The sequence below is a fragment of the Saccharothrix longispora genome, from assembly GCF_030852425.1.
GTDB lineage: Bacteria > Actinomycetota > Actinomycetes > Mycobacteriales > Pseudonocardiaceae > Actinosynnema > Actinosynnema longispora.
Genome location: NZ_NSDM01000018.1, coordinates 83,900 through 101,768 on the forward strand (window position 1 = coordinate 83,900; position 17,869 = coordinate 101,768).

A 17,869-nucleotide genomic window follows, 5' to 3' on the forward strand; every position below is an offset into this window, starting at 1 on the left:
TCTTCGGCGGACACGCTCCATCACTGTAGGCTGCGGCTGCGGGTGTTCCTGGACGCTGGGCGACGCAAAGTGAACTCGCCAAGAATCCTGACGACATCGCAAAACCGAATAGTTTGACGTTTGTGCTGCTGACTATCCGTTAATAGTCGCTACGTCATCAGGTGTAGTTCCTGTGCGTGGTCGGCGCGGCGGGTGTTGGTGGTTGCGATGGACAGATCTCGCGGCCTCCCAGCCTTCGGAGGTGGGCTGGTGGATGTGAAGGCTTGTGTGGGTGTTCCAGCCGGGCCACGGGTTGTGTTCCATGGCTTCGCCGGATCGGCGTTCCTGGTAGATGACCCGCCCGAGTACGAGGTCGGTGTTGGCGAGCCCGGTGTGGAGGGTGTCGGCGCGGACGAGGAGGGCGTGTTCGCCGGGTTCGAAGACGGCGGGGCGAAAGCGATGACGTCGCCGTCGGGGGTGCGTACGGCGCCGTCGCGGACGTAGGCGCCGGCGGTGAGTAGTCGGAGGAGGTGGGCGCTGGGTAGGGAGACGGCGACCGAGTTGGTCAGCGAGCAGTCGTAGGTGCTGCCTTCCCACACGTAGTGGTCGGTGGCGTGCAGAACCGGTGCGGGGATGTTGGTGTCGGTGGTCCAGCCGTCCTGTTGTTCGCGGTCGTCGAGCAGGCCGGTGTGGGCGGGTTGGTCGGGGAACTCCGCGAGGAACGCGCTGTTGGTGAAGCTCTGGTTGTAGTGGTGAGGCTCGTAAGCGTCCAACGGGAAGTCGAGAATGCCAGGCACGTCGGCGCGGTGGATCAGGACGGTGTGCTGGACGATGGCGTGGTCTGCCTAGACGCCCCCGCTGGACAGCCTGAAGGCAGGGCCGTAGGCGTCCCAGTTCCAGGCGACAATGCCCGAGCCTCTTCGCTGGTGAGGGTGCTCCTGGATGCTGTGGCGCACTGCTCACCGGCCTGCTGCGCGCGGCGCTGCAGGTCGGGTTGCAAGGCAGACTCGACATCCAGGTGCTGCTGGGGTTCAGCGCGTACACGCTGTGTCCACCGATGCGGTTCTTCGAACAACGCAGCCCCGACGGCCCGGTGACCCGCTTCGGCAGCATCGCCCTGCTGCGCGAACTGATGATCGGGAGACCCGATCTCGGACCTGCTTGTCGCGTTCGTGTGGTCGACGCGTTCGGCAGTGATGTGACCGAGTAGCACTCGTCCATCTCCTGTCAGCGTCCGTTGAGTGGTGGGACCACCGAAGAGGCGCCAACGCCGCGCCGGTGAGGTGCTCTTGGGGCTGCCGTGGCGGTGGGCAGAATTCCGACATGGACATGCTTTCGTTCGCGAGGCACCTCGGTCGATTGGATCGGGCGCAACTGGATGAGGTGCGGCGGGTTCGGCGGGAGGCGCGGAAGCCTCCGCTGCCGGACGACCCCGGGGCGCTCGCGGAGCGGTTGGGCGAGGAGGGCGTCGCGGCCGCGATGCGGTTGGTAAGCCGGGATGCGTTGGCGGTGGGGCGGGTGGTGGCTGGGTTGGGGTCAGGGGCCACCGTGGAGTCCGTGGTGGAGGTGACCGGCGGGGATCGGGAGGCGGTTCGGGCGGCGTTGACCGAGCTGCGGCAGGTCGGGGTGGCGTGGCCGGACGGGGATGTGGTGTGCCTGGTGCCGCAGGTCCTGGAGCGGTTGAGGCGGACGACGGAGCGGTGGGAGGTGACCGGGCGGCCCGCGGTCGAGCGTGGTCGGGGTGCTCCGGACGGCGAGCTGCGGTCTTTGGCGCAGCACCTGCTGCGGTCGGCTTACGCGTTGTTGGACACGGGCAGGCCGATCGCGGGGTTGAAGAACGGTGGAGTGGGCAGCAAGGAGCGGAAGCGGCTGGGAGCGGCGCTCGGACTGGACGACGAGTACCTGGTGCTGCTGTTGGAGCTGCTGTTCACAGCCGGGTTGTTGGCACGGGCCGGGTCGGTTTTTCGGGTGACCGCGCGGTACGAGCAGTGGCGGGGGGAGACGCCGGCTCGGCAGTGGGCGAAGTTGGCCTGGGCCTGGGCGGGATTGCCCCACTCCCCGGTCGCCGAGCGCGAACCGGCCGCCTCGAAGATCTATTCGCCTCGTGTCCGGTCGGCGCGGTGGGCGGTGCTGCGGGCGGCGCGGGGTGGGTCGTCGGTCGACGGGGTCGCTGCCGCTGCCTACTGGTTCTGCCCGTTGGTGCACCAGCACGCCGAGGTGGTCGTTCGCGAGGCGCAGATGCTGGGGGTGGTGGCGGGGGACGTACTGAGCGTGTGCGGGCAGGCGCTGTTGTCCGCTGACGACGCGGAGGCGCTGGCCGCTGCGGTGGCCGGGGTGGTGGTGCCGATGCCGTGCGAGGTGGAGGTGCTGGAGGACCTGACAGCCGTGGTGTTCGGGCAGTTGACGGTTGAGGCCAGGCGGGTGCTGGAGGCTGCCGCGGAGAGCCGGGTGGAGGACGGGGCGCAGGTGTGGCGGTTTACCGCGGCCAGCGTGCGGGCGGCGTTTGCCCGAGGGTGGACTGCGGAGTCCCTGCTGGCCGCGTTGACCGACCTGACGCGGCAGGACGTGCCGTGGGCGCTGCGAGTGCTGCTGGGTGAGCAGGGACGAGGGCAGGTGCGGGTACGGGAGGTGGGATGCTGCCTGGTGGCCGAGGCCGAGGTCGTTGCCGAGGTGGTGCGGTTACCTGGTTTCGTCGAGCTGGCGCCGACCGTGGTAGGAAGCGCGATGGCGCCTGCGGAGGTGGTCGCGCGGTTGCTGGCGGAGGGGTTCGCGGTGGTCGAAGACCTGTCGTCGGGCAACGTCGCGGTCCGGCGGCGAAAGCCGCAGGCGGTCGATCCTGCGGAGGAGCCGGTTCCGGTGGACCTCTCCGACCTGGTCGCGGGCGAGCCCTCCACGGCGCAGGTTGTGCGGGGGCTGAACAGGGAGTTGTCCGACGAGGCGGTGGCGTTGTTGGCGGGGGCCATCGACGAGAAGTCGGACGTGCGCGTCGACTACGTCAAGAAAGGGGGCGAGTTCTCACAGCGCACCATCACCCCGATCAGGTGGGATGGGCCGTTCCTGGTGGCGTGGTGCCACCTGCGAGAGGACGAGCGGCAATTCAAGGTGACTCGGATCAAGGCGGTGTCACCGGCGCACCCCTGAGGAGATGCCTTACGGTCAGGCGGTCGGCTCAATGTGCGTTCTCGTATCCGCTAGTCTGGAAGCGGGCTGGACTGCGGGTTTAGTTACTGGAGTTCCAGTTCTCGTCGCAGCTCAATGGCGTGAGTGTCGTTGAGGTTCCCCCGATAACCCGAGGTGGTTGTTACCTGGATCGGGTCGGTGATGCCGGGACGGTAGTCGGTTCGGCCTGGGCGGCGTGCCAGGCGGCTTCGTACTCGTCGGGGCTGAGCCAGCCGAGGTCCTTCTGGATGCGTTCGGTGTTGTAGAACCCGTCGATGGAGGCGAACAGGTCGTTCTCGGCTTCGTCGCGGGTGCGCCAGGAGCGCCGGTAGACCAGCTCGATCTTGAGCGTGGAGAAGGAGTTCTCCATCAGGGCATTGTCGTAGGAGTCGCCGACCGACCCCATCGAGGGCAGGATTCCGTTGTCCGCCAACCGTTCCGCGAAGCGGAAGGCCGTGTAGGTCGAGCCGCGGTCGCTGGTCTTCCAGCCCACGATCCGGTTGGAGAAGGCGTCGCGCACGGCCGCGAGCCAGAAGGCGCCCTCGCCGGTGCGGATGCGGGTGGCGTCGGCGACCCACAGCCGGTCCGGCGCGGGCGGTGAAGTCCCGGTTCACCCGATCGGGCGCCGGTGCCGCTCCTGGATCCTGCCTGGTCGACGGGGCGCGCCACTGTTTGCGCAGGAAGGCGCCCTGCAGGCCGGCCTGGCGCATCAGCCGCTCGACCCGCTTGCGCGACACGCGGACGCCCCGACGCCGCAGGACCTGGTGGACCCGCGGGCTGCCGTAGGTTCCACCGGAGGCGGTGTGGATGTCGGTGATCTCGGCGGTGATCGCCTCGTCCTCGCGCTCACGGCGGGACGGGTCGGCCTGTCGGGCCACCCAGCCGCGGTAGGTGGAGGAGGAGACGCCCAGGACCCGGAGGACGAACTCGACCCCGAAGCGGTCGCGAAGCTGCTCGACCAGCTTCACGACCGTCGCCGGGTCGGGTCGAGTTCCGCCGCGAAAACGCGGACGCGGTCTTCAGGATCTCGTTGGCCCGCTTCAGTTCCGCGTTCTCCCGCCGCAGCCGGCGCAGCTCCTCCGACTCGGCCGCGGAGGGCCGGTCGCCCCGCTCGCCGCGGTCGGCCTCGTCCTGCCGGATCCAGTTCCGCAACGCCTCCGGGTGCACGCCCAGCTGCTCGGCCAGGCGCCGGATCACCGGCTTGGGGTCCGACTCCCGGTACAACCGGACCGCGCGGGACCTCAACTCGTCGGGGTACTTCTTCGGTGGTGCCACGGACGACTCCCATCAGGCCCTATCGGACCATGCCTGGAAAGACTCCGAGCCACCGGGGGAACCTCAGTCCACGGCCAGCGCCGCGAATGCGGTCGGGTACTGGCCGGGAATCCCGCAGTCCAATGCCACCTCCAGCAGCGTCTGGTGCCCGAGGCCAGGCGGTGACGGTGTCGGGCACCGTGAAGGTTCGGTTGTAGGTCAGGGTCTGCTCGGTGTCGGTGTCGGTGTCCGTGCAGGCACACCGGCAGCGGGTGCCCACCACTCGAGCGATGTCGGCGACGTCGACATGTTCGTTCCACACCGCCTTCGGCCGCGCGGGCCCGCTCCCGGGCAGCGCTCAGGATTCCAGGCGCTCCGCGGTGTCGGAGAGCAGGGCGAGGAGCCAGCGCCAGGTTTCCGGGTCGGTGGTGGACAGCGGCTTGGGGGAGAAGAAGTACAGGCGGTTCTTGACGATTTCGATGTTGACCGGGCGTTCGGCGTACCGGGCCAGGAGGTCGGGGGAGAAGAGGGTGCGGTCCAGCAGGGCCTGGATCTCCGCGGCCCTGCCGAACGGCCCGGAGACTGTGAAAGCTTCGGTGCCGGGGCCGCGCAGGTCGGGGTTCCCGAGGGTGGCTCCGCCGGACATGTGCCGAACGCCCGTGCCTTTCGCCCGCGAGGTCAGCAGCAGGTGGGGAAGGTGGGCGTCGAGAGGGGTGGTTGCGTAGCCCAAGTGGTACGTTTCCGCGCCGTGGTAGCCGGCCGTGTAGTGGTACTGGCCGATTTCCATCGGACGTGGCCCTTCGATGCTGACGACGTCGACGGCGCAGCGGTTGTTGCCGATGTCGAAGACCCCGGCGGGTTGCTCCGGGTCCTTGACCTTCATCCGGTAACCCATGCCGTTGCGGGCGGCGAACTGCATGATGCGGTAGTGGTCGATCCGCACCTGCCCGCTACCTTTGCGGCCCTGGACGACGACCAGGACGATCAGCCCGAGACCGATCACCAGCGGCAGCAGCCCGAGGAGCCGGACGCCCACGCCGCCGTCCGGATAGGCGCCGGTGAGGTACATGTTGAGCGGAATGCTCAAGAAACCGGAGAAAGCGGCAATGATCACGGCGAACACGAGTGCGCCGCACGCCATGTCGCGGCCTGGGGGGTCGCCGTTCGCTTTCGCGTGCGCCAATGCCGCAGCCGGGTCGACGGGGGCGGCGAGCGGGGAGTAGTCGAGGTCGTCGGGCACGGCTCACGCTACCCCGTCGAGCGGGCGGAACCTTCCCGGTTGGGCGGTTCGGGTGCGACCGAGGCGCCGGTCCGGCTGCCGGGTGCCTGGCAATCCCCTGTGCCGCTCGAAAAGTCATCGCTGCTGGTCAAGCGACATGTCTGTACTCGTTGATGAGCCCGCCGAGGACGCGGGTGCGGAGCAGTCTGTGGGTGTCCAGGTCGTGTACCGCGGGAGGATTCTGTTGAGTCTCGGGCGGTAGCTGGTCTCGGGCCTGGTGGGGGCGGTGTCGGTTGTAGTGGTTTTCGTAGGTCGTGAGGACATGGCGTGCGTGGGTCTCGCCCAGGATCAGGATGTGGTCGAGGAGTTCGCGTCGGATGGTGCCGACGCCCCGTTCGCAGTGGGCGTTCATCCGGGGCGCCTGCGGCGCGCTTCGATCACGCGCAGGTCGTTGCTCTGGAGACGGTGTCGAACGTCTGGCTGTACTTGCCGTCGCGATCGCGTGAGAGGGAGTGCAGGGACTCCGTCCGGTGTCCGAGGTCGGCGGTGAGGTTTCTGGCCTGCTGCGTGGTCCATGCCTGGGTCGGGTGGGCGGTGACGCCGGTGATGCGCAGGCGTCTGGTGTCGTGTTCGAGGAACGCCATAGCGTAGAGGCGTGTGCCGAGCACGGTGTCGAGGTGGAGGAAGTCCGCTGCGATGATGCCCTGGGCCTGGGCGGTGAGGAACTGCCGCCAGGTCGGGCCGGTGCGGCGTGGTGGCGGGTCGATGCCGGCGTCGTGCAGGATCCGCCAGACCGTCGAGCAGGCGACGTGGTGGCCGAGGCGGGCCAACTCACCCTGGATCCGGCGGTGTCCCCATCGTGGATTCTCCCTGGCGAGCCGCAGTACGAGCGACTTGACCGCCGCTCGGGTCGGTGGGCGTCCGATGCGTCGCCGCGCGCTGTAGTCCCACTTGCCGGCCACGAGTCTGCGGTGCCAGGCGAGCAGGGTGCCCGGCGTGACCGGGAAGATCTCCGGCCACCGGCAACGATCCACCGCCCCGGACAGGGCGGCGAACCAGAACCGATCGGCGGGCTCATAGCGGACCGGACCCGTGAGTTGCCGGCGCAGGACCGCGTTCTCGTGCCGCAGCACGAGCAGTTCGGCATCCTTGGCCGCCTCGCTGCGGAGAAGCACCGCCGGGACGGACAACAGCTTCCGGGTCACCTTGTACAGCAGGGACATGATCACCCGGACATGGTCCCAACACTGTGGCAGCCTTGCTCTACCAGCGACGATGACTTTTCGAGCGGCACACGATGGTTGGCAGGGCAGTACGGTACGGGCGATCTTGGATAACCCGAGGTACACGGGGTTCGCGTTCTTCGGGCGGTGGGCGCGGCAGGAGACGTTGCTCGACCCCGACGACGTGGCGGCCGGCTACGTGATGCGCTTCCGGCGGGCGAGCGCCGATCGGATCGTGCGGTCGCGCAAGCCTGCTCATCCGGCGATCGTGAGTGTCGAGGAGTTCACGCAGGCGCACCTGCTGCGCAAGTCGAAGTCCGCCGGCGGGTTGAAGACGGCTCGTAAGACCGAGCGCGCCGAGCGGCCCATGAAACGGCCGTACCTGTTCCGGGGCATCGTCCGGTGCACCGCGTGCGGTCGGAAGCTGGAGGCCAGTCCACGGGCGCGCGGCGTGTACTACCGGTGTCCCGCCCGGACGCTCGCACCCGGATCACCAGCGCTGGCCACGCATCCGCCCACGGTCTACCTCCGGGAGGACGTTCTTCAGGAAGCGGTGAACGGGTGGCTCGGGCGATTGTTCGCACCGGAGAACCGGGACCGGACCGTTGTGGCTCTGGTGGAGTCGCAGGGAACGAATGGAGCGGCGAATGGCAGGGAGGCCGCCAAAGCCCGGCTCGCCAAAGCGGAGGCGCAGTTGAGCCGGTTCCAAGAGGCCATCAAAGCCGGAATCGACCCGCTGGCACTGGTCGAGCCGATGAACGAGGCGCAGGCGGTTCGAGCTGCCGCGCGGGCGGAACTGGAGGGAACACCGGCGCCGGACGCCCTGAGCGCCGCCGAGGTGCACGCGATGATCGACTCACTGGGTAACGTCGGCGAGGCGTTGGCCGATGCTGAGATAGAGAGCGTGGCGAGCCTCTACAGGGCGGTTGACCTGCAAGTTCGCTACACGCACACGGCCCACGAGGCTGATGTGATCATCAAACCCGTGGGCCGTGTGAATAGTGCGCGTGTCCGAGGGGGGACTTGAACCCCCACCCCCTTTCGGGGACTAGCACCTCAAGCTAGCGCGTCTGCCATTCCGCCACCCGGACTCGGCTCTCGCCGTGGTGTGTGCATAGATTACATGATCGTTCTCGGTAGCCAAAATCGGGGCCCCCTGTTGGCCGATCGACTGGCATAGTCGCTGGTAGAGCAGCTGCGGGGCGGTCGTTGTGAGTGGGACGCGGAGCCGACCCGTTCGCTGGTGATCGCTGGCGCGCTGCGGCGTCGCGGCACCGTGCAGAGCGAGTGCCGCGACTGATCGGGCGCACCCGCTGAAGCGAAGGCTGGACGTTCGGGGTCGGCGGGTTGCACTGCCGCAACCTGGGCTGTACCACGCGGCGGCGGACCTGGGCTCGCGCGGCAGGCGGCTGGTGGACCGGGAGTCCCAGCCGGAGCTGTGGTGGGAGCTGACCGGAGGCACGACCACCGCGCTGTCCTCGGCGGGCGCTCCGACGAGGCCGAGGCGATCTACGGCGAGGTGCGGGCGGCCTCGAAGGACCCGGCGGAGTAGATGAAGGTCGCCTACGGCATGGCGATGCCCTACGCCCGGCACCACCCCCGGAGGAGCGGCACGATGCGCGAGTCCAGGCGGTCGAAGGGCGGCCTCCGTCGGCGCTGCTCTGGACGGTCGTGGTCGGCACGGCGTGCGGCGACCGCTGGGGTTCTGCGGCGGCGGGGCCGAGATCGGCGCGCGGGCAGGACGCCACGTGCGAAGGCGGCTTGGCCGACGTGCAGGGGGGCGTCCCCGATCACGCTGACCAGCCGTACGACCAGGGCCACCGGCGAGTCCCACGACTCGTCCACGCCCCGGGGCGGGTCTTCGGCGACGAGGTCGCGTAAGTAGGCGGTGCGGTCGTGGACCGCCTGGTGGTGGTCGAGCAGCAGGTCGGCCGGCGCGGTGACGGCGGGGACCTGGCCGGCGCCGTGGCGGAAGCCGGTGTCCCCGGTCGGCAGCGGCGGGTCGAAGCGCGCCGCTCGGCCGTCCAGACCTGCTCGGTGCCCGCGACCTCGGCGACGTGGTCGTCCCGCACCCGGGTCAGGACGCTGCGGGCGCTCCGCGCTACGCCTGCGAGTCCAAGACCATCCAGGACTGCTCCGATCCGTTCCGGCGAAAGTCGGAGATCGTTCCGAACCGGACGCGGATTGGAACGGCACGAGCGCCCCCGCTCCCGGTCGACCGCATCCGTGTCGACCGGGAGCGGGGGCGGAACGGGTCGTCGGCGCCAGCCGACCGCGACAACGCCGTGATACCGCTGCTGGACGCGTTCGAGCTGGTGGTCACCGACAACGCGGGCTCCGACCCGCAGGTGGACGTGTCGAAGACGGAGAGGCGCTGCGGGCGGAGGCGGGCATCACCTGCCCGCCGGTCTCGGCGAAGAACCTGGTCGACACCTGCACCGGGTTCTTCGCCGAGACCGGCTACTACCGGCGGCCCGGGAGCCGGCTCCGCCCGCCGCGTCCACGTGGTCGGCGTCGCCGGACCGAGGCGGAGCAGGGAGCCGGCGGACGCGCTCTAGTTCGCCTCGCCGGTGAGCGCGAACGACCGCAGTCGTCGGGTGGCGCCGATTGTGCCCACCACGACGAACACCGACGCCATGATCAACGCGGTGGGCGGCGACATGGTCGAGGAGATCAGCCGTCGAGCAGTTCCATCATGTGCATCCGCTGCCGGGGGTCCATGCCGTTGAACGGCTCGTCCAGCAGCAGCACCTCCGGGTCGTGCACCAGCGCCGCGGCGACCCGGCTCCGCTGGCGCATCCCCTTGGAGTAGGTGGAGATCCGGCGGTCCTGCGCGTCGCGCAGGTCCACGACGCCCAGCGCGGCACGGGCGGCGGCCGTCGGGTCGGGGAGCTTGTGCAGCTTGGCGCTGGCCAGGACGAACTCCCACGCGGTGAGGAATCCCGGCACGCTCTCGCGCTCGGTCACCAGGCCGAGCCCGCGGTACACGGCGGGGTTGGCCCACGCGGGCTCGCCGCCGATCACGACCTCGCCCCGCGACGGGGCCAGCAGGCCCGCCATCAGGTGCAGCCCGGTGGTCTTGCCCGCGCCGTCGGGGCCGAGCAGCCCGGTCAGACCCGGGCCGATCGACAAGCTCACGTCGTTGACCGCGACCACGTTGCCGTACCAGCGGGACACGCCTGCGAGTTCGACGGTGCTCACGACCTCGTCCGGTTCTCTCCTGAGGTTGCCGGCCTCCCGACCTCTGGGGGTGGCCGGCGCACTGCGGTCGGCGCATTGTCGATCGTGCCCGAATCCAAGCCTGGTCGGCTTCTCAGGGTCTGCAGAAGGAGCGGCTCCAGCGCTGATCGCGTGATCAACGACTTGGCGGGGAGGGCAGGTCGTGCGCCGGTGGCTACCGGTGGGCAGGGTTGGTCTGCGCAGCCCGACGACGGCTACGCGGCGGCGCCCACTCGTGCGGTGAACCGGGTGCGGCGCACCACGGCGACCGGTGCGGTCACGCGCGTCCGGCTCGACGCCGACCCCGCGCGTGGCCGTCCGGCTCGCGGTGTCCGCGAGCCGGACGCGCGACGACGCCGTACGCCGGAATGGGCGGGGCGGCCTGGTGGCGTGTCCGGGATGGCGGCCCAGGTCGGTCGGGTCGACCACGGCTGAGCCGGGATCGGCCTGACTCATCCGCCTGCGGAGTCCACGTCGGGTGACGCTCCGACCGGGATGTCGGCCCAGACGGTCTTGTGGCTCTCGTGTGTTTCGACGCCCCATCGACTGCTGATGGTCTCGATCATGAGCAGGCCGCGACCGCGGAACGGGCCGAGGGACGACGTGCCGGGGTGGGGCGGTGTGCGAGGGGTGGTGTCGTCGACCTCGACGCGCACGACCGGTTGAGCGAAGGGCCTGCGCAGGCGCAGGGCGCGTGGGCCGTGTGCGTGTTCGTAGGCGTTGGTGACCAGTTCGGTGACGACCAGTTCGGCGTCTTCGACCACGTCCTGGTGGAGGTCGGCGAGGACTGCGCGGGTCCAGGTCCGTACCTCGGCCAGCGGCGGCGTGTCGTCGGCGAGGGGGAACTCGTCGTGGTGGTCGTCCTGCTCCCGGGGCGCGGGCGGCAGGGCGGTGAGAACGAGGACGGCCATGTCGTCGCGCAGGCGGTCACCCCACCACTGCCGGGCGTCGACGAGCAGGGCTTCGGCGATCGCGTCGGCGGGGTGGTCGGTGCCCGGGCGGAGCGGGATGCCGGCGAGGACGGTGGCGATTTCCTCGTCTTCCCGTTGTCGGTATCCGCCCGCGCCTTCGGTGAAGCCGTCGGTGTAGAGCACCAGCGCGTCGCCGGGGTGCAGCGGCACCTCCGCCACCTCGTGGCAGACCTCGTCCAGCACGCCGAGCACGGGGCCGCCCACAGCCAGCGGCGTGGCGTGGCCGTCGCCGTGCAGGAGCAGGGGAGCGGGGTGGCCCGCGCAGGTGATCCGCAGGCGGGCGGGGGTGGAGGAGGTGTCGAGCACTGCGTAGACCAAGGTGCAGAACGGGCTGCTCTGGCGCAGGAGTGCCTGGTTCACCAACGACAGGACGTGGCCGGGCTCGGTGCTGTGCTGGGCCGCGGTCCACAGCGTGTGGCGCACCAGACCGGTGACGGCGGCGGCTTTCGGGCCTTTGCCGCAGACGTCGCCCAGCACGAGCACGTGGTGCCGGTCCGGCGTGGTGTAGGCGTCGTAGAAGTCGCCACCGATCTGGTCGTCGTTGTAGCCGAAGGGGTGGTAGCGGGCCGCGAGGTCGAATCCGGGCAGTTCGGGCAGGTGAGGTGGCAGCAGCGGTTCTTGGAGCGCTTCGGCGGTGCTGCGCAGCCTGCGAACCAGGAGGTCCTGTCGGATGCCGACGGCGATTTGGTCGGCGACGCCTTCCAGCGTGGTCAGCGCGTCCTGGCTCAGGTGCCGGCCGGTGACGGCGGTCAGCACGCCCATGAGCCGACCGCCGAACACCAGCGGGTACCCGGCGAAGCGGACCGCTCGGTCACCGGTGGCGTCTGCGTGATCCGGCAGCGGGTTGTCCAGGTAGGGGCGTTGTCGTGCCGCGATCGCCGCGATGGTCGTCCCGGTGGGCCACCCGGCGTCGTGCGCGTCCTCGGAGTGGGAGCACGATCCGGCCTTGGCGGCGTGGGTGAGCCGTGCGCTGCGTGGGCCGACGGTCCAGATGTGCGCGCAGGTCGCGTCCAGGTGACCGACGATGGCCTGCGCGCACCGGTGCAGGTGGTGCGGCAGCTTGCCCGGTGCGGTCGTGGCCGCGGCGACGTCCGCGGTGAGCAGGGCGTGCTTGGTGCGCTCGGCCAGTCGGCGTTGCGCGAGCACCGAAGCGGTGACGTCCTCGACGAGCACCAGTGTGCGTTCGACCTCGTCGGCGTCCACCACCCGCTGGGCGGCCAGCCGGAGGGTCTGCGCCGTTTTCCGGCGGTCGAGGCGGTCGAGCGTCGTCTCGACCGGGCCGCGCGAGGCCAGGAACGCCCGTAGGCTGTCGTGGACCTGCGTCGGGAAGAGCGACGACAGGCGCGGTCCGGTCGAGGCGGGCCCCACCAGGTCCAGGACCTCCGCGGCCCTGTGGTTCCACGCGGTCAGCACCCCGCTGTCACCCACCACGACGGCACCGATGGGGGCTTCGGCGAGCAGCCGGCCGAACACCTGGTCGTGGACCTGCCGGACGAGCACGCCGCTGTCGGTCAGTCGTTGTTGGGCGGCGGCGCGCACGGCGGTGTAGGCCCGGCGGTGTGCCATGGACTCCAGTACGTCGCGCACCACTTCCGGGAGCCGGTCGTCGGACCCGGCAGGGAGGTGACGGGCCTGGTCGGCGGAGAACAGCAGCGGCAGCATCGCCGTCCTGCTCTCGACGCCGGGCGCGGACGACACGACGACCGCCACGGTGATCCCGTCGGGCCGCAGCGCGTGCACCAACCCCACGGGCGCGGGGAGCTGCCTGCCGAGCACGACCAGGACAGGACGGGAGCCGGTCGGGGCCTGGGCTGTGCGGGCGAGGAGTTCCTCCACGCCCGCGGAAACGATCTCGACCCCGTCGCCCAGCACCGCCCGCAGCTTCGGCGCGACCTCCGCGGTGGTGCCGGTCAGCAGGACGAGAGGTGGGGAGGGGGACACGTCAGTCACCCAGCAGGGGTTCACCGAGCAGGGCCTTGCCAACCCACACGCGCAGCAGGTCGGTGACCGGGGACATCACGTGTGCGGCGCGGGCGTCACGCAGGAGGCGGTGCAGCACCGAGTCGCTCGCGTAGCCGAGTCCTCCGGTCAGGGTCAGGGCGTCGTTGACGACCGCCTCCGCGGCTTCCGCGACCTCGGCCTTGGCCGAGCACAGCGCCGGCAGGGCGTCGGGCTCACCGGCCTCCGCCGCCGCGGCGGCGTGGTACAGCAGCCGCCGGGTCCGTTCCACCCGGGCCCACATGACGCCCAGCCTGTGCTGGACCAGCGGTTGGTTGGCCAGTGCCCGACCACTGTGCGCGTACCGACGCGCCATCACGTGGGAGCGCGCCTCGTCCAAGGCCGCGACCGCGACCCCCAGGTAGGTGCCGGCCATGGCCATCAGGAAGTAGGGGGCCACGACGTTGAACACGTACCAGATCTCGTCGCCCTGCTCGCCCAGCAGCTGTGTGCGGCCGATCTCCACCCCCTGCAGCTCCAGGGCCCGGGACTCGTTGCCCCGCATCCCGAAGCCGTGCCACGGGGCACCCCACGCCATGCCCGGCGTGTTCGCGTCGACCACCGTGCAGGAGAACTCGCCAGGCGGCGCCTCCGGGCCGGTCGCGACGGTGGAGATGACGTAGGAGTCGGCGTGACCGCCGTTGGTGACGAAGCTCTTGGTGCCCGACAGGCGCAACCCGTTCCCGCCGCTGCGTTCCATGCGAGTCTGGGGCAACCAGAACTCGCCGCCGTTGCCCGGCTCGGACAACGCCAGGGTCGTCAGGTGCCGTCCCTCCGCGATCGGGGCGAGGTAGCGTTCCTGGTGGAAGTCCGTGGCCTTGGCGGCGATCACCGCGGAACCGACCAGGTGCATGCCGAAGCAGATCGACGTCGATGCGCACGCCCGGCCGGTCACCTCCCCGACCTGCACGACCGCCGAGAGCCCCTGGCCCATCCCGCCGAACCGCTCGGGCACCACCAGACCGCCCAACGTGCTGCGCAGCGCGGTCATCCCTTCGACGGGCCACCGCTGTTCCCCGTCCACCGCCGTGGCCTGCGGCCTCAGGATGTCCTGGCAGATCTCTCTCGCCAGGAGCACCGCCTTGCCCAGTTCCGTCCGGGTCATGCTGCCTCCCCAACTCGTCGCACCTGTCGGCCCATCAGGGTGCAGACACGCGGACCGAGCCTAGCCGGCCGCCTCGACACGGCGGATGCCGCCATGCCGAGGCCCGGGAGCCGGACACCCCGCAGCCTGCCGGTAGCCCTCGACCTGCCCGGACCCCAGCGCGGCCACCACCCGCAACCGCGCCACTTCCCGCTCCGCGGGCGGCAACCGATGCGCACCCACGGTCACAAGTGATCACCCCGCGGCGGTGACCTGTCCGGATGCGGACACCGCGACCGGGGCGCACGGGACGGCGGCGACCGCACGAGGCGGGCGCGGTACGGATGGCCACGCAGAAGAGGGCCGGGTCGCCGGTCAGGTGGAGATCGAAACCCCGTCGCACTGCGACGACCTCACCGCCGTGCGCGAACGCATCGACGGGGCGCTGCGGCTGGTGGCGGCGGAGTCGGCGTCCAACGCCCACGACCACGCCGACAACTCCCGGCACCTGTTGCTGCACCGTGGAGTCCACCCCCGCCCGCGGGCCCGAACTCGTTGTCGAGGCCCGTGGCGCAAACCTCGATCACGTCCCGGTCGTCGGGTTCCCACGCCGTGAATCCCGCCTCCCGCGCACCGACCCGGACCACTCATCCCGCAGGTGCACCGACCGCATCCGCGCGCCGGAGGCGATCGTGACGTTCCGGGGTCGAGTCGTCACCCCTGGTCGTACTTCGTGCGGTTGACGTGACCATCAGCCCTGCGGCCACGCTGAACCGCGGGCCGTTGTCGACGACGCCGCAGCCGGGACGTGCGGGTGATTGCGGGCATGTCGGTGTCTTCACTCGAATGGGTGTTTTGCTCCGAGGCCGTGTAACTGTCCACTTCGGCGGTACCCATGGCACCTCTGCAAACGCCATGGACCGGAGGAATGACATGGACAACGTGAAGCGCCTCGTAGCGGCACTCGTCCTCGGCGCGGCCCTGTCCGCCGTTCCGGCGGCTGCCGCGTCCGCGCAAGAATCCGCGCCGCGTGCCACAGCAGCGGTGATGGCCCAGGACAACAACGATGACGACGACAGCAGCGGCAACTGGGGCCTCCTGGGCCTCCTGGGCCTGTTGGGGCTCGCGGGGCTGGCCGGTCGCAAGAAGCGCGGCGTCGACCACGTGACCGGTCGGTAACCGGAGCGGTGGGGAAGGATCTGTCGTGCGTTTCGGGAACACCCGCGTCGAGTTCCTGGGGGGCCGCCCGGGGTGCCTGACGATGCTGGCGATCTCGATCGTGGTGTCGGTCCTGCTCACCATCCTGCTGAACGTCTTGCTGTGACCAACATGCCCGTGGTGTGGAGGCGGGCCGGCACCCAGCAGCGTCGTAGGGCTCCCGGGCGTACCGGGGCGGGCCTCGGCCAGTGGCCCTGGAGCGCTGCCGGGGGTCATGGCGCTGGTGACGGCCGGTAGGGCTGAGCCGAGGGGCGGGTCCTTCGGTGGCAGGGTGGGAACGCGACCAACACCCGCCGCGCGGAAGACCTGTCCGCGCTTCCACCGCAACGCCCCGCTGTCCGTCGAAGGCCGCCACCGCCTCGCCAGGCGCTGCGGCAACCGCCCTGGAGGTCGTGGCCGAGGGCACGGCCGTGTCGGTGCGCACGGTCGGCCGGCATCTGATCCACCTCGGACCCAACCGCCGCCGGTTCTCGACCCGACCGGAAGGACGACCGCGCCGAGAACACCGGTACCGGGAAGCCCGCCGAGAAGCGGTCACCACAATCGGCTCCGCCCGTCGCGCGTGCGTTCTTCGCCGCCCGCGACATCGGCCACGTCACCGCGTCGTCACCGACAACGGCTCCTCCGCGCACACGACTCCACCACCGTGCTGCGCGACGTCCGCCACCGGTGTGGAGCGTGCACCGGCACCACCGTCGGCCCCACACCACCGCCGGAAGCGACCACCGGCAACCCGGCCCCACACCGACGACGTGGACTCGTGAGGCTAGCGGGTGAGGTGCAGGAAGGCGTGGGTGGTCGTGCCGTGCGGGGTGGTGTGGGTGCGGACGAGGTCGGCGAGTTGATTGACCAGCAGCAGGCCGCGGCCGCCTTCCTGGTCGGGGCGGGCGGGGTGGCGGCCGGCGAGCGGGTCGGCGAGGTGGCCGTCGTCCTCGACGGCGCAGATCAGGTGGGTGCCGTCCTGCCGGATGCTCAGCAGGCAGGTGCCGCTGGTGTGCCGGAGGCTGTTGACCACGAGTTCGGTGGTGATCAGCGCGAGGTCGGCGGTCCGGGCGTCGGACAGGCCCAGGCGCTGGGCGTGCGCGGTGACGAAGCGGCGGGCGCCGCGGATGTCGGCGGTGGTGCCGACCTGGAAGGTGGCGGCACCCGGGTCGGTGGCGAGGGCCTGGTTGTAGCGGTTGACGACGTCGTCGGGGTCGTAGTGGCCGCTGCGGTAGCGGCGGGTGGTCTCCCACACCAGCGGGTGGGTGGCCAGTGCGTCGGTCAGGACGTGCTCGTCGAGCGCGGTGGTGTCGTAGGGGCAGGCGATGGTGACGTCGCGGCCGGCGAAGGCGAGGTTGATCAGCGCTTCGTGCTGGGCGCACGCGGGGTACTCGGCGTCGGTGCGCCCGGCCCAGATCGGCTCGCCGATGACTCGGACGTGCTTGTCGGGGTGGCTGTCGGCGAACCGGCGCAGCACGGCGGGGATGATGCGGCCCGGGTTGCGGCCCTCGACCTGCATGTCGAGCAGCAGCACGTCCGCGGCGGCGTTGCCCAGGGCGTCGCGCAGCAGCCGCAGGCGGCTGTCGGGCACGGACGCGGCGACCGGTTGGCCCTGTTCCAGGCCGTCGGTGACGAAGGGCACGAGCAGTTGCAAGTACTCCTCGTCGGAGGCGTAGAACACCGCGGGGTGGACGAAGTCGCCCGAGGGGGAGAGGTCGGTGATCGTCACGCGGCACGCTCCACTCGGATGTTCGCGAGGTCGAGCAGGTCCACCAGCGTGGACACGCCGGGCCAGGTGCGCAGCCCGGGGAACACCCCGCGGTCGGCGGCGTGCCGGGCCGGGCACAGCAGGCCGAGGTGGTCGGGGGAGGCGGGGTCGGTGGCGAGCACCGGTTCCCCGCCGCCGGAACGGGAATCGGCACGTCGCGGCACGGGGGTGAACAGGTCCTCGTCGAACCGGTTCACCTCGCCGCCCGGGGCGGCGACCCCGTTGCCCCCGGCATGCAGCCGGAAGCCGGGGGAGGAGGCGTCGGCGTTCGGGTCGATGCACCCGACCTGCGTGAACGCGTCGTCGTCCACTTCGTCGGCGGCGCAGGCGCACATGACCGGGAACGGCCGGTCGGCCGTGCGGCGGTCGATCCGGTGCTCGTAGCGGGCGAAGGCCGCCAGTCGCTCGGGGATGCGCACCAGCGGGGTGCGGTGGGCGGCGACGGGCAGACCGGTGAACCCGACGGCCGGGGGCGCCCCGGCGTGGTTCCGCGCCTGCGCGGCGGGCTCGACCACCGTGTCGATCGGACAGGTGGCGTCCGGCGAGGCGACCTGCGCGGCGCTGGTCCGCAGCGCCCGGTCGGCCTCGGCGGTCCCGTCCAGGCCGTCGAGCCCACCGGTGCCGGTGCAGCGGACCCGGTACCGAGGGGTGAGCCCCTCGGACGGGCCTTCGGGGGCGCGGTCGCGGAACCCGCGCGCGTCGCGGAACCGCCGGCACGCGTGATCACCGGGCTCGGACCCACCCCGCGTGCCCCACCGACCCGGACCGGCGCACACCCACCACCTCGGCCCGCTC

The 17,869-nt window shown here is 70.8% G+C and carries 15 protein-coding genes, 1 tRNA gene and 2 pseudogenes; 5 read left to right on the forward strand and 13 right to left on the reverse strand.

All coding sequences use genetic code 11. The annotated features are described in order from the left end of the window. Positions 1 to 149: 149 nt before the first annotated feature. Positions 150 to 776, reverse strand: a complete 627-nt coding sequence (locus CKY47_RS31915) for a hypothetical protein (RefSeq protein WP_306750058.1) — start codon at positions 774 to 776, stop codon at positions 150 to 152. Between the two features lie 221 nt (positions 777 to 997). Here CKY47_RS31915 and CKY47_RS31920 point away from each other — a divergent pair, with 221 nt between their 5' ends. Further along, positions 998 to 1,189 carry a hypothetical protein gene (locus tag CKY47_RS31920; protein WP_306750059.1) on the forward strand — a complete coding sequence of 64 codons (192 nt, stop codon included), beginning with the start codon at positions 998 to 1,000 and terminating at the stop codon, positions 1,187 to 1,189. Positions 1,190 to 1,746: 557 nt separating this feature from the next. Then, entirely contained in the window at positions 1,747 to 3,120 is a 1,374-nt protein-coding gene (locus CKY47_RS31925; protein ID WP_306750060.1) for a helicase-associated domain-containing protein, read from the forward strand. A 160-nt stretch (positions 3,121 to 3,280) separates the two neighbouring features. Here the strand turns inward: CKY47_RS31925 and CKY47_RS31930 are convergent, their stop codons facing one another. The 6 genes and pseudogenes from CKY47_RS31930 to CKY47_RS31940 form a co-directional block, all read right to left on the reverse strand. Then, positions 3,281 to 3,658, reverse strand: a complete 378-nt coding sequence (locus CKY47_RS31930) for an integrase core domain-containing protein (protein WP_306750061.1) — start codon at positions 3,656 to 3,658, stop codon at positions 3,281 to 3,283. A gap of 163 nt (positions 3,659 to 3,821) precedes the next feature. After that, positions 3,822 to 4,016: pseudogene (locus tag CKY47_RS37105) on the reverse strand (IS3 family transposase); the annotation flags it as partial. Then, entirely contained in the window at positions 3,985 to 4,413 is a 429-nt protein-coding gene (locus CKY47_RS37110; RefSeq protein ID WP_371320771.1) for a transposase, read from the reverse strand. The pseudogene CKY47_RS37105 and the gene CKY47_RS37110, both read right to left, overlap by 32 nt. A 337-nt stretch (positions 4,414 to 4,750) precedes the next feature. Further along, positions 4,751 to 5,632, reverse strand: a complete 882-nt coding sequence (locus CKY47_RS31935; protein ID WP_306750062.1) for a hypothetical protein — start codon at positions 5,630 to 5,632, stop codon at positions 4,751 to 4,753. Positions 5,633 to 5,759: 127 nt separating this feature from the next. Then, on the reverse strand, positions 5,760 to 6,023 hold the full coding sequence (locus tag CKY47_RS37115; protein ID WP_371320772.1) for an integrase core domain-containing protein: 264 nt from the start codon (positions 6,021 to 6,023) through the stop codon (positions 5,760 to 5,762). A 25-nt stretch (positions 6,024 to 6,048) separates the two neighbouring features. Further along, positions 6,049 to 6,840, reverse strand: coding sequence for an integrase (locus tag CKY47_RS31940; RefSeq protein WP_371320773.1), 792 nt, complete (start codon positions 6,838 to 6,840; stop codon positions 6,049 to 6,051). Positions 6,841 to 6,886: 46 nt separating this feature from the next. Here CKY47_RS31940 and CKY47_RS31945 point away from each other — a divergent pair, with 46 nt between their 5' ends. Continuing rightward, positions 6,887 to 7,861: a recombinase zinc beta ribbon domain-containing protein gene (locus CKY47_RS31945; RefSeq protein WP_306750089.1), complete on the forward strand. Its 975-nt coding sequence runs from the start codon at positions 6,887 to 6,889 to the stop codon at positions 7,859 to 7,861. Here CKY47_RS31945 and CKY47_RS31950 read toward each other — a convergent pair. From CKY47_RS31950 to CKY47_RS31965, 4 genes are all read right to left on the reverse strand, one after another. Next, positions 7,843 to 7,925, reverse strand: a tRNA-Leu gene (locus tag CKY47_RS31950). The genes CKY47_RS31945 and CKY47_RS31950 overlap by 19 nt on opposite strands. 1,582 nt (positions 7,926 to 9,507) lie before the next feature. After that, entirely contained in the window at positions 9,508 to 10,035 is a 528-nt protein-coding gene (locus CKY47_RS31955; RefSeq protein ID WP_306750063.1) for an ABC transporter ATP-binding protein, read from the reverse strand. Between the two features lie 470 nt (positions 10,036 to 10,505). Next, positions 10,506 to 12,974: an ATP-binding SpoIIE family protein phosphatase gene (locus CKY47_RS31960; RefSeq protein ID WP_306750064.1), complete on the reverse strand. Its 2,469-nt coding sequence runs from the start codon at positions 12,972 to 12,974 to the stop codon at positions 10,506 to 10,508. Next, complete coding sequence (locus CKY47_RS31965; RefSeq protein WP_306750065.1) at positions 12,967 to 14,127, reverse strand: acyl-CoA dehydrogenase family protein; 1,161 nt, start codon at positions 14,125 to 14,127, stop codon at positions 12,967 to 12,969. Before CKY47_RS31965 ends, CKY47_RS31960 begins: the two co-directional genes overlap by 8 nt. Before the next feature lie 912 nt (positions 14,128 to 15,039). Between CKY47_RS31965 and CKY47_RS31970 the strand changes: the two genes are divergently transcribed. Then, positions 15,040 to 15,285 (forward strand): WGxxGxxG family protein, encoded by a 246-nt coding sequence (locus CKY47_RS31970; RefSeq protein ID WP_306750066.1) that lies wholly within the window; start codon positions 15,040 to 15,042, stop codon positions 15,283 to 15,285. A gap of 310 nt (positions 15,286 to 15,595) precedes the next feature. After that, a pseudogene (locus CKY47_RS37120) lies at positions 15,596 to 15,848 on the forward strand (hypothetical protein); the annotation flags it as partial. Between the two features lie 242 nt (positions 15,849 to 16,090). Here CKY47_RS37120 and CKY47_RS31975 read toward each other — a convergent pair. Then, the gene (locus CKY47_RS31975) at positions 16,091 to 17,035 is read right to left on the reverse strand and encodes a sensor histidine kinase (RefSeq protein WP_306750067.1); all 945 of its coding nucleotides are present in this window, start codon (positions 17,033 to 17,035) and stop codon (positions 16,091 to 16,093) included. Further along, positions 17,032 to 17,850: an MEDS domain-containing protein gene (locus tag CKY47_RS31980; protein WP_306750068.1), complete on the reverse strand. Its 819-nt coding sequence runs from the start codon at positions 17,848 to 17,850 to the stop codon at positions 17,032 to 17,034. The genes CKY47_RS31975 and CKY47_RS31980 overlap by 4 nt, the downstream gene beginning before the upstream one ends. Positions 17,851 to 17,869 lie beyond the last annotated feature (19 nt).

Bases quoted from the DNA above. Each gene is read 5' to 3' on its own strand.
- CKY47_RS31970 (WP_306750066.1), top strand. From the start codon at position 15,040: ATGGACAACGTGAAGCGCCTCGTAGCGGCACTCGTCCTCGGCGCGGCC.
- CKY47_RS31945 (WP_306750089.1), top strand. From the start codon at position 6,887: ATGACTTTTCGAGCGGCACACGATGGTTGGCAGGGCAGTACGGTACGG.
- CKY47_RS31965 (WP_306750065.1), bottom strand. From the start codon at position 14,127: ATGACCCGGACGGAACTGGGCAAGGCGGTGCTCCTGGCGAGAGAGATC.
- CKY47_RS37115 (WP_371320772.1), bottom strand. From the start codon at position 6,023: ATGAACGCCCACTGCGAACGGGGCGTCGGCACCATCCGACGCGAACTC.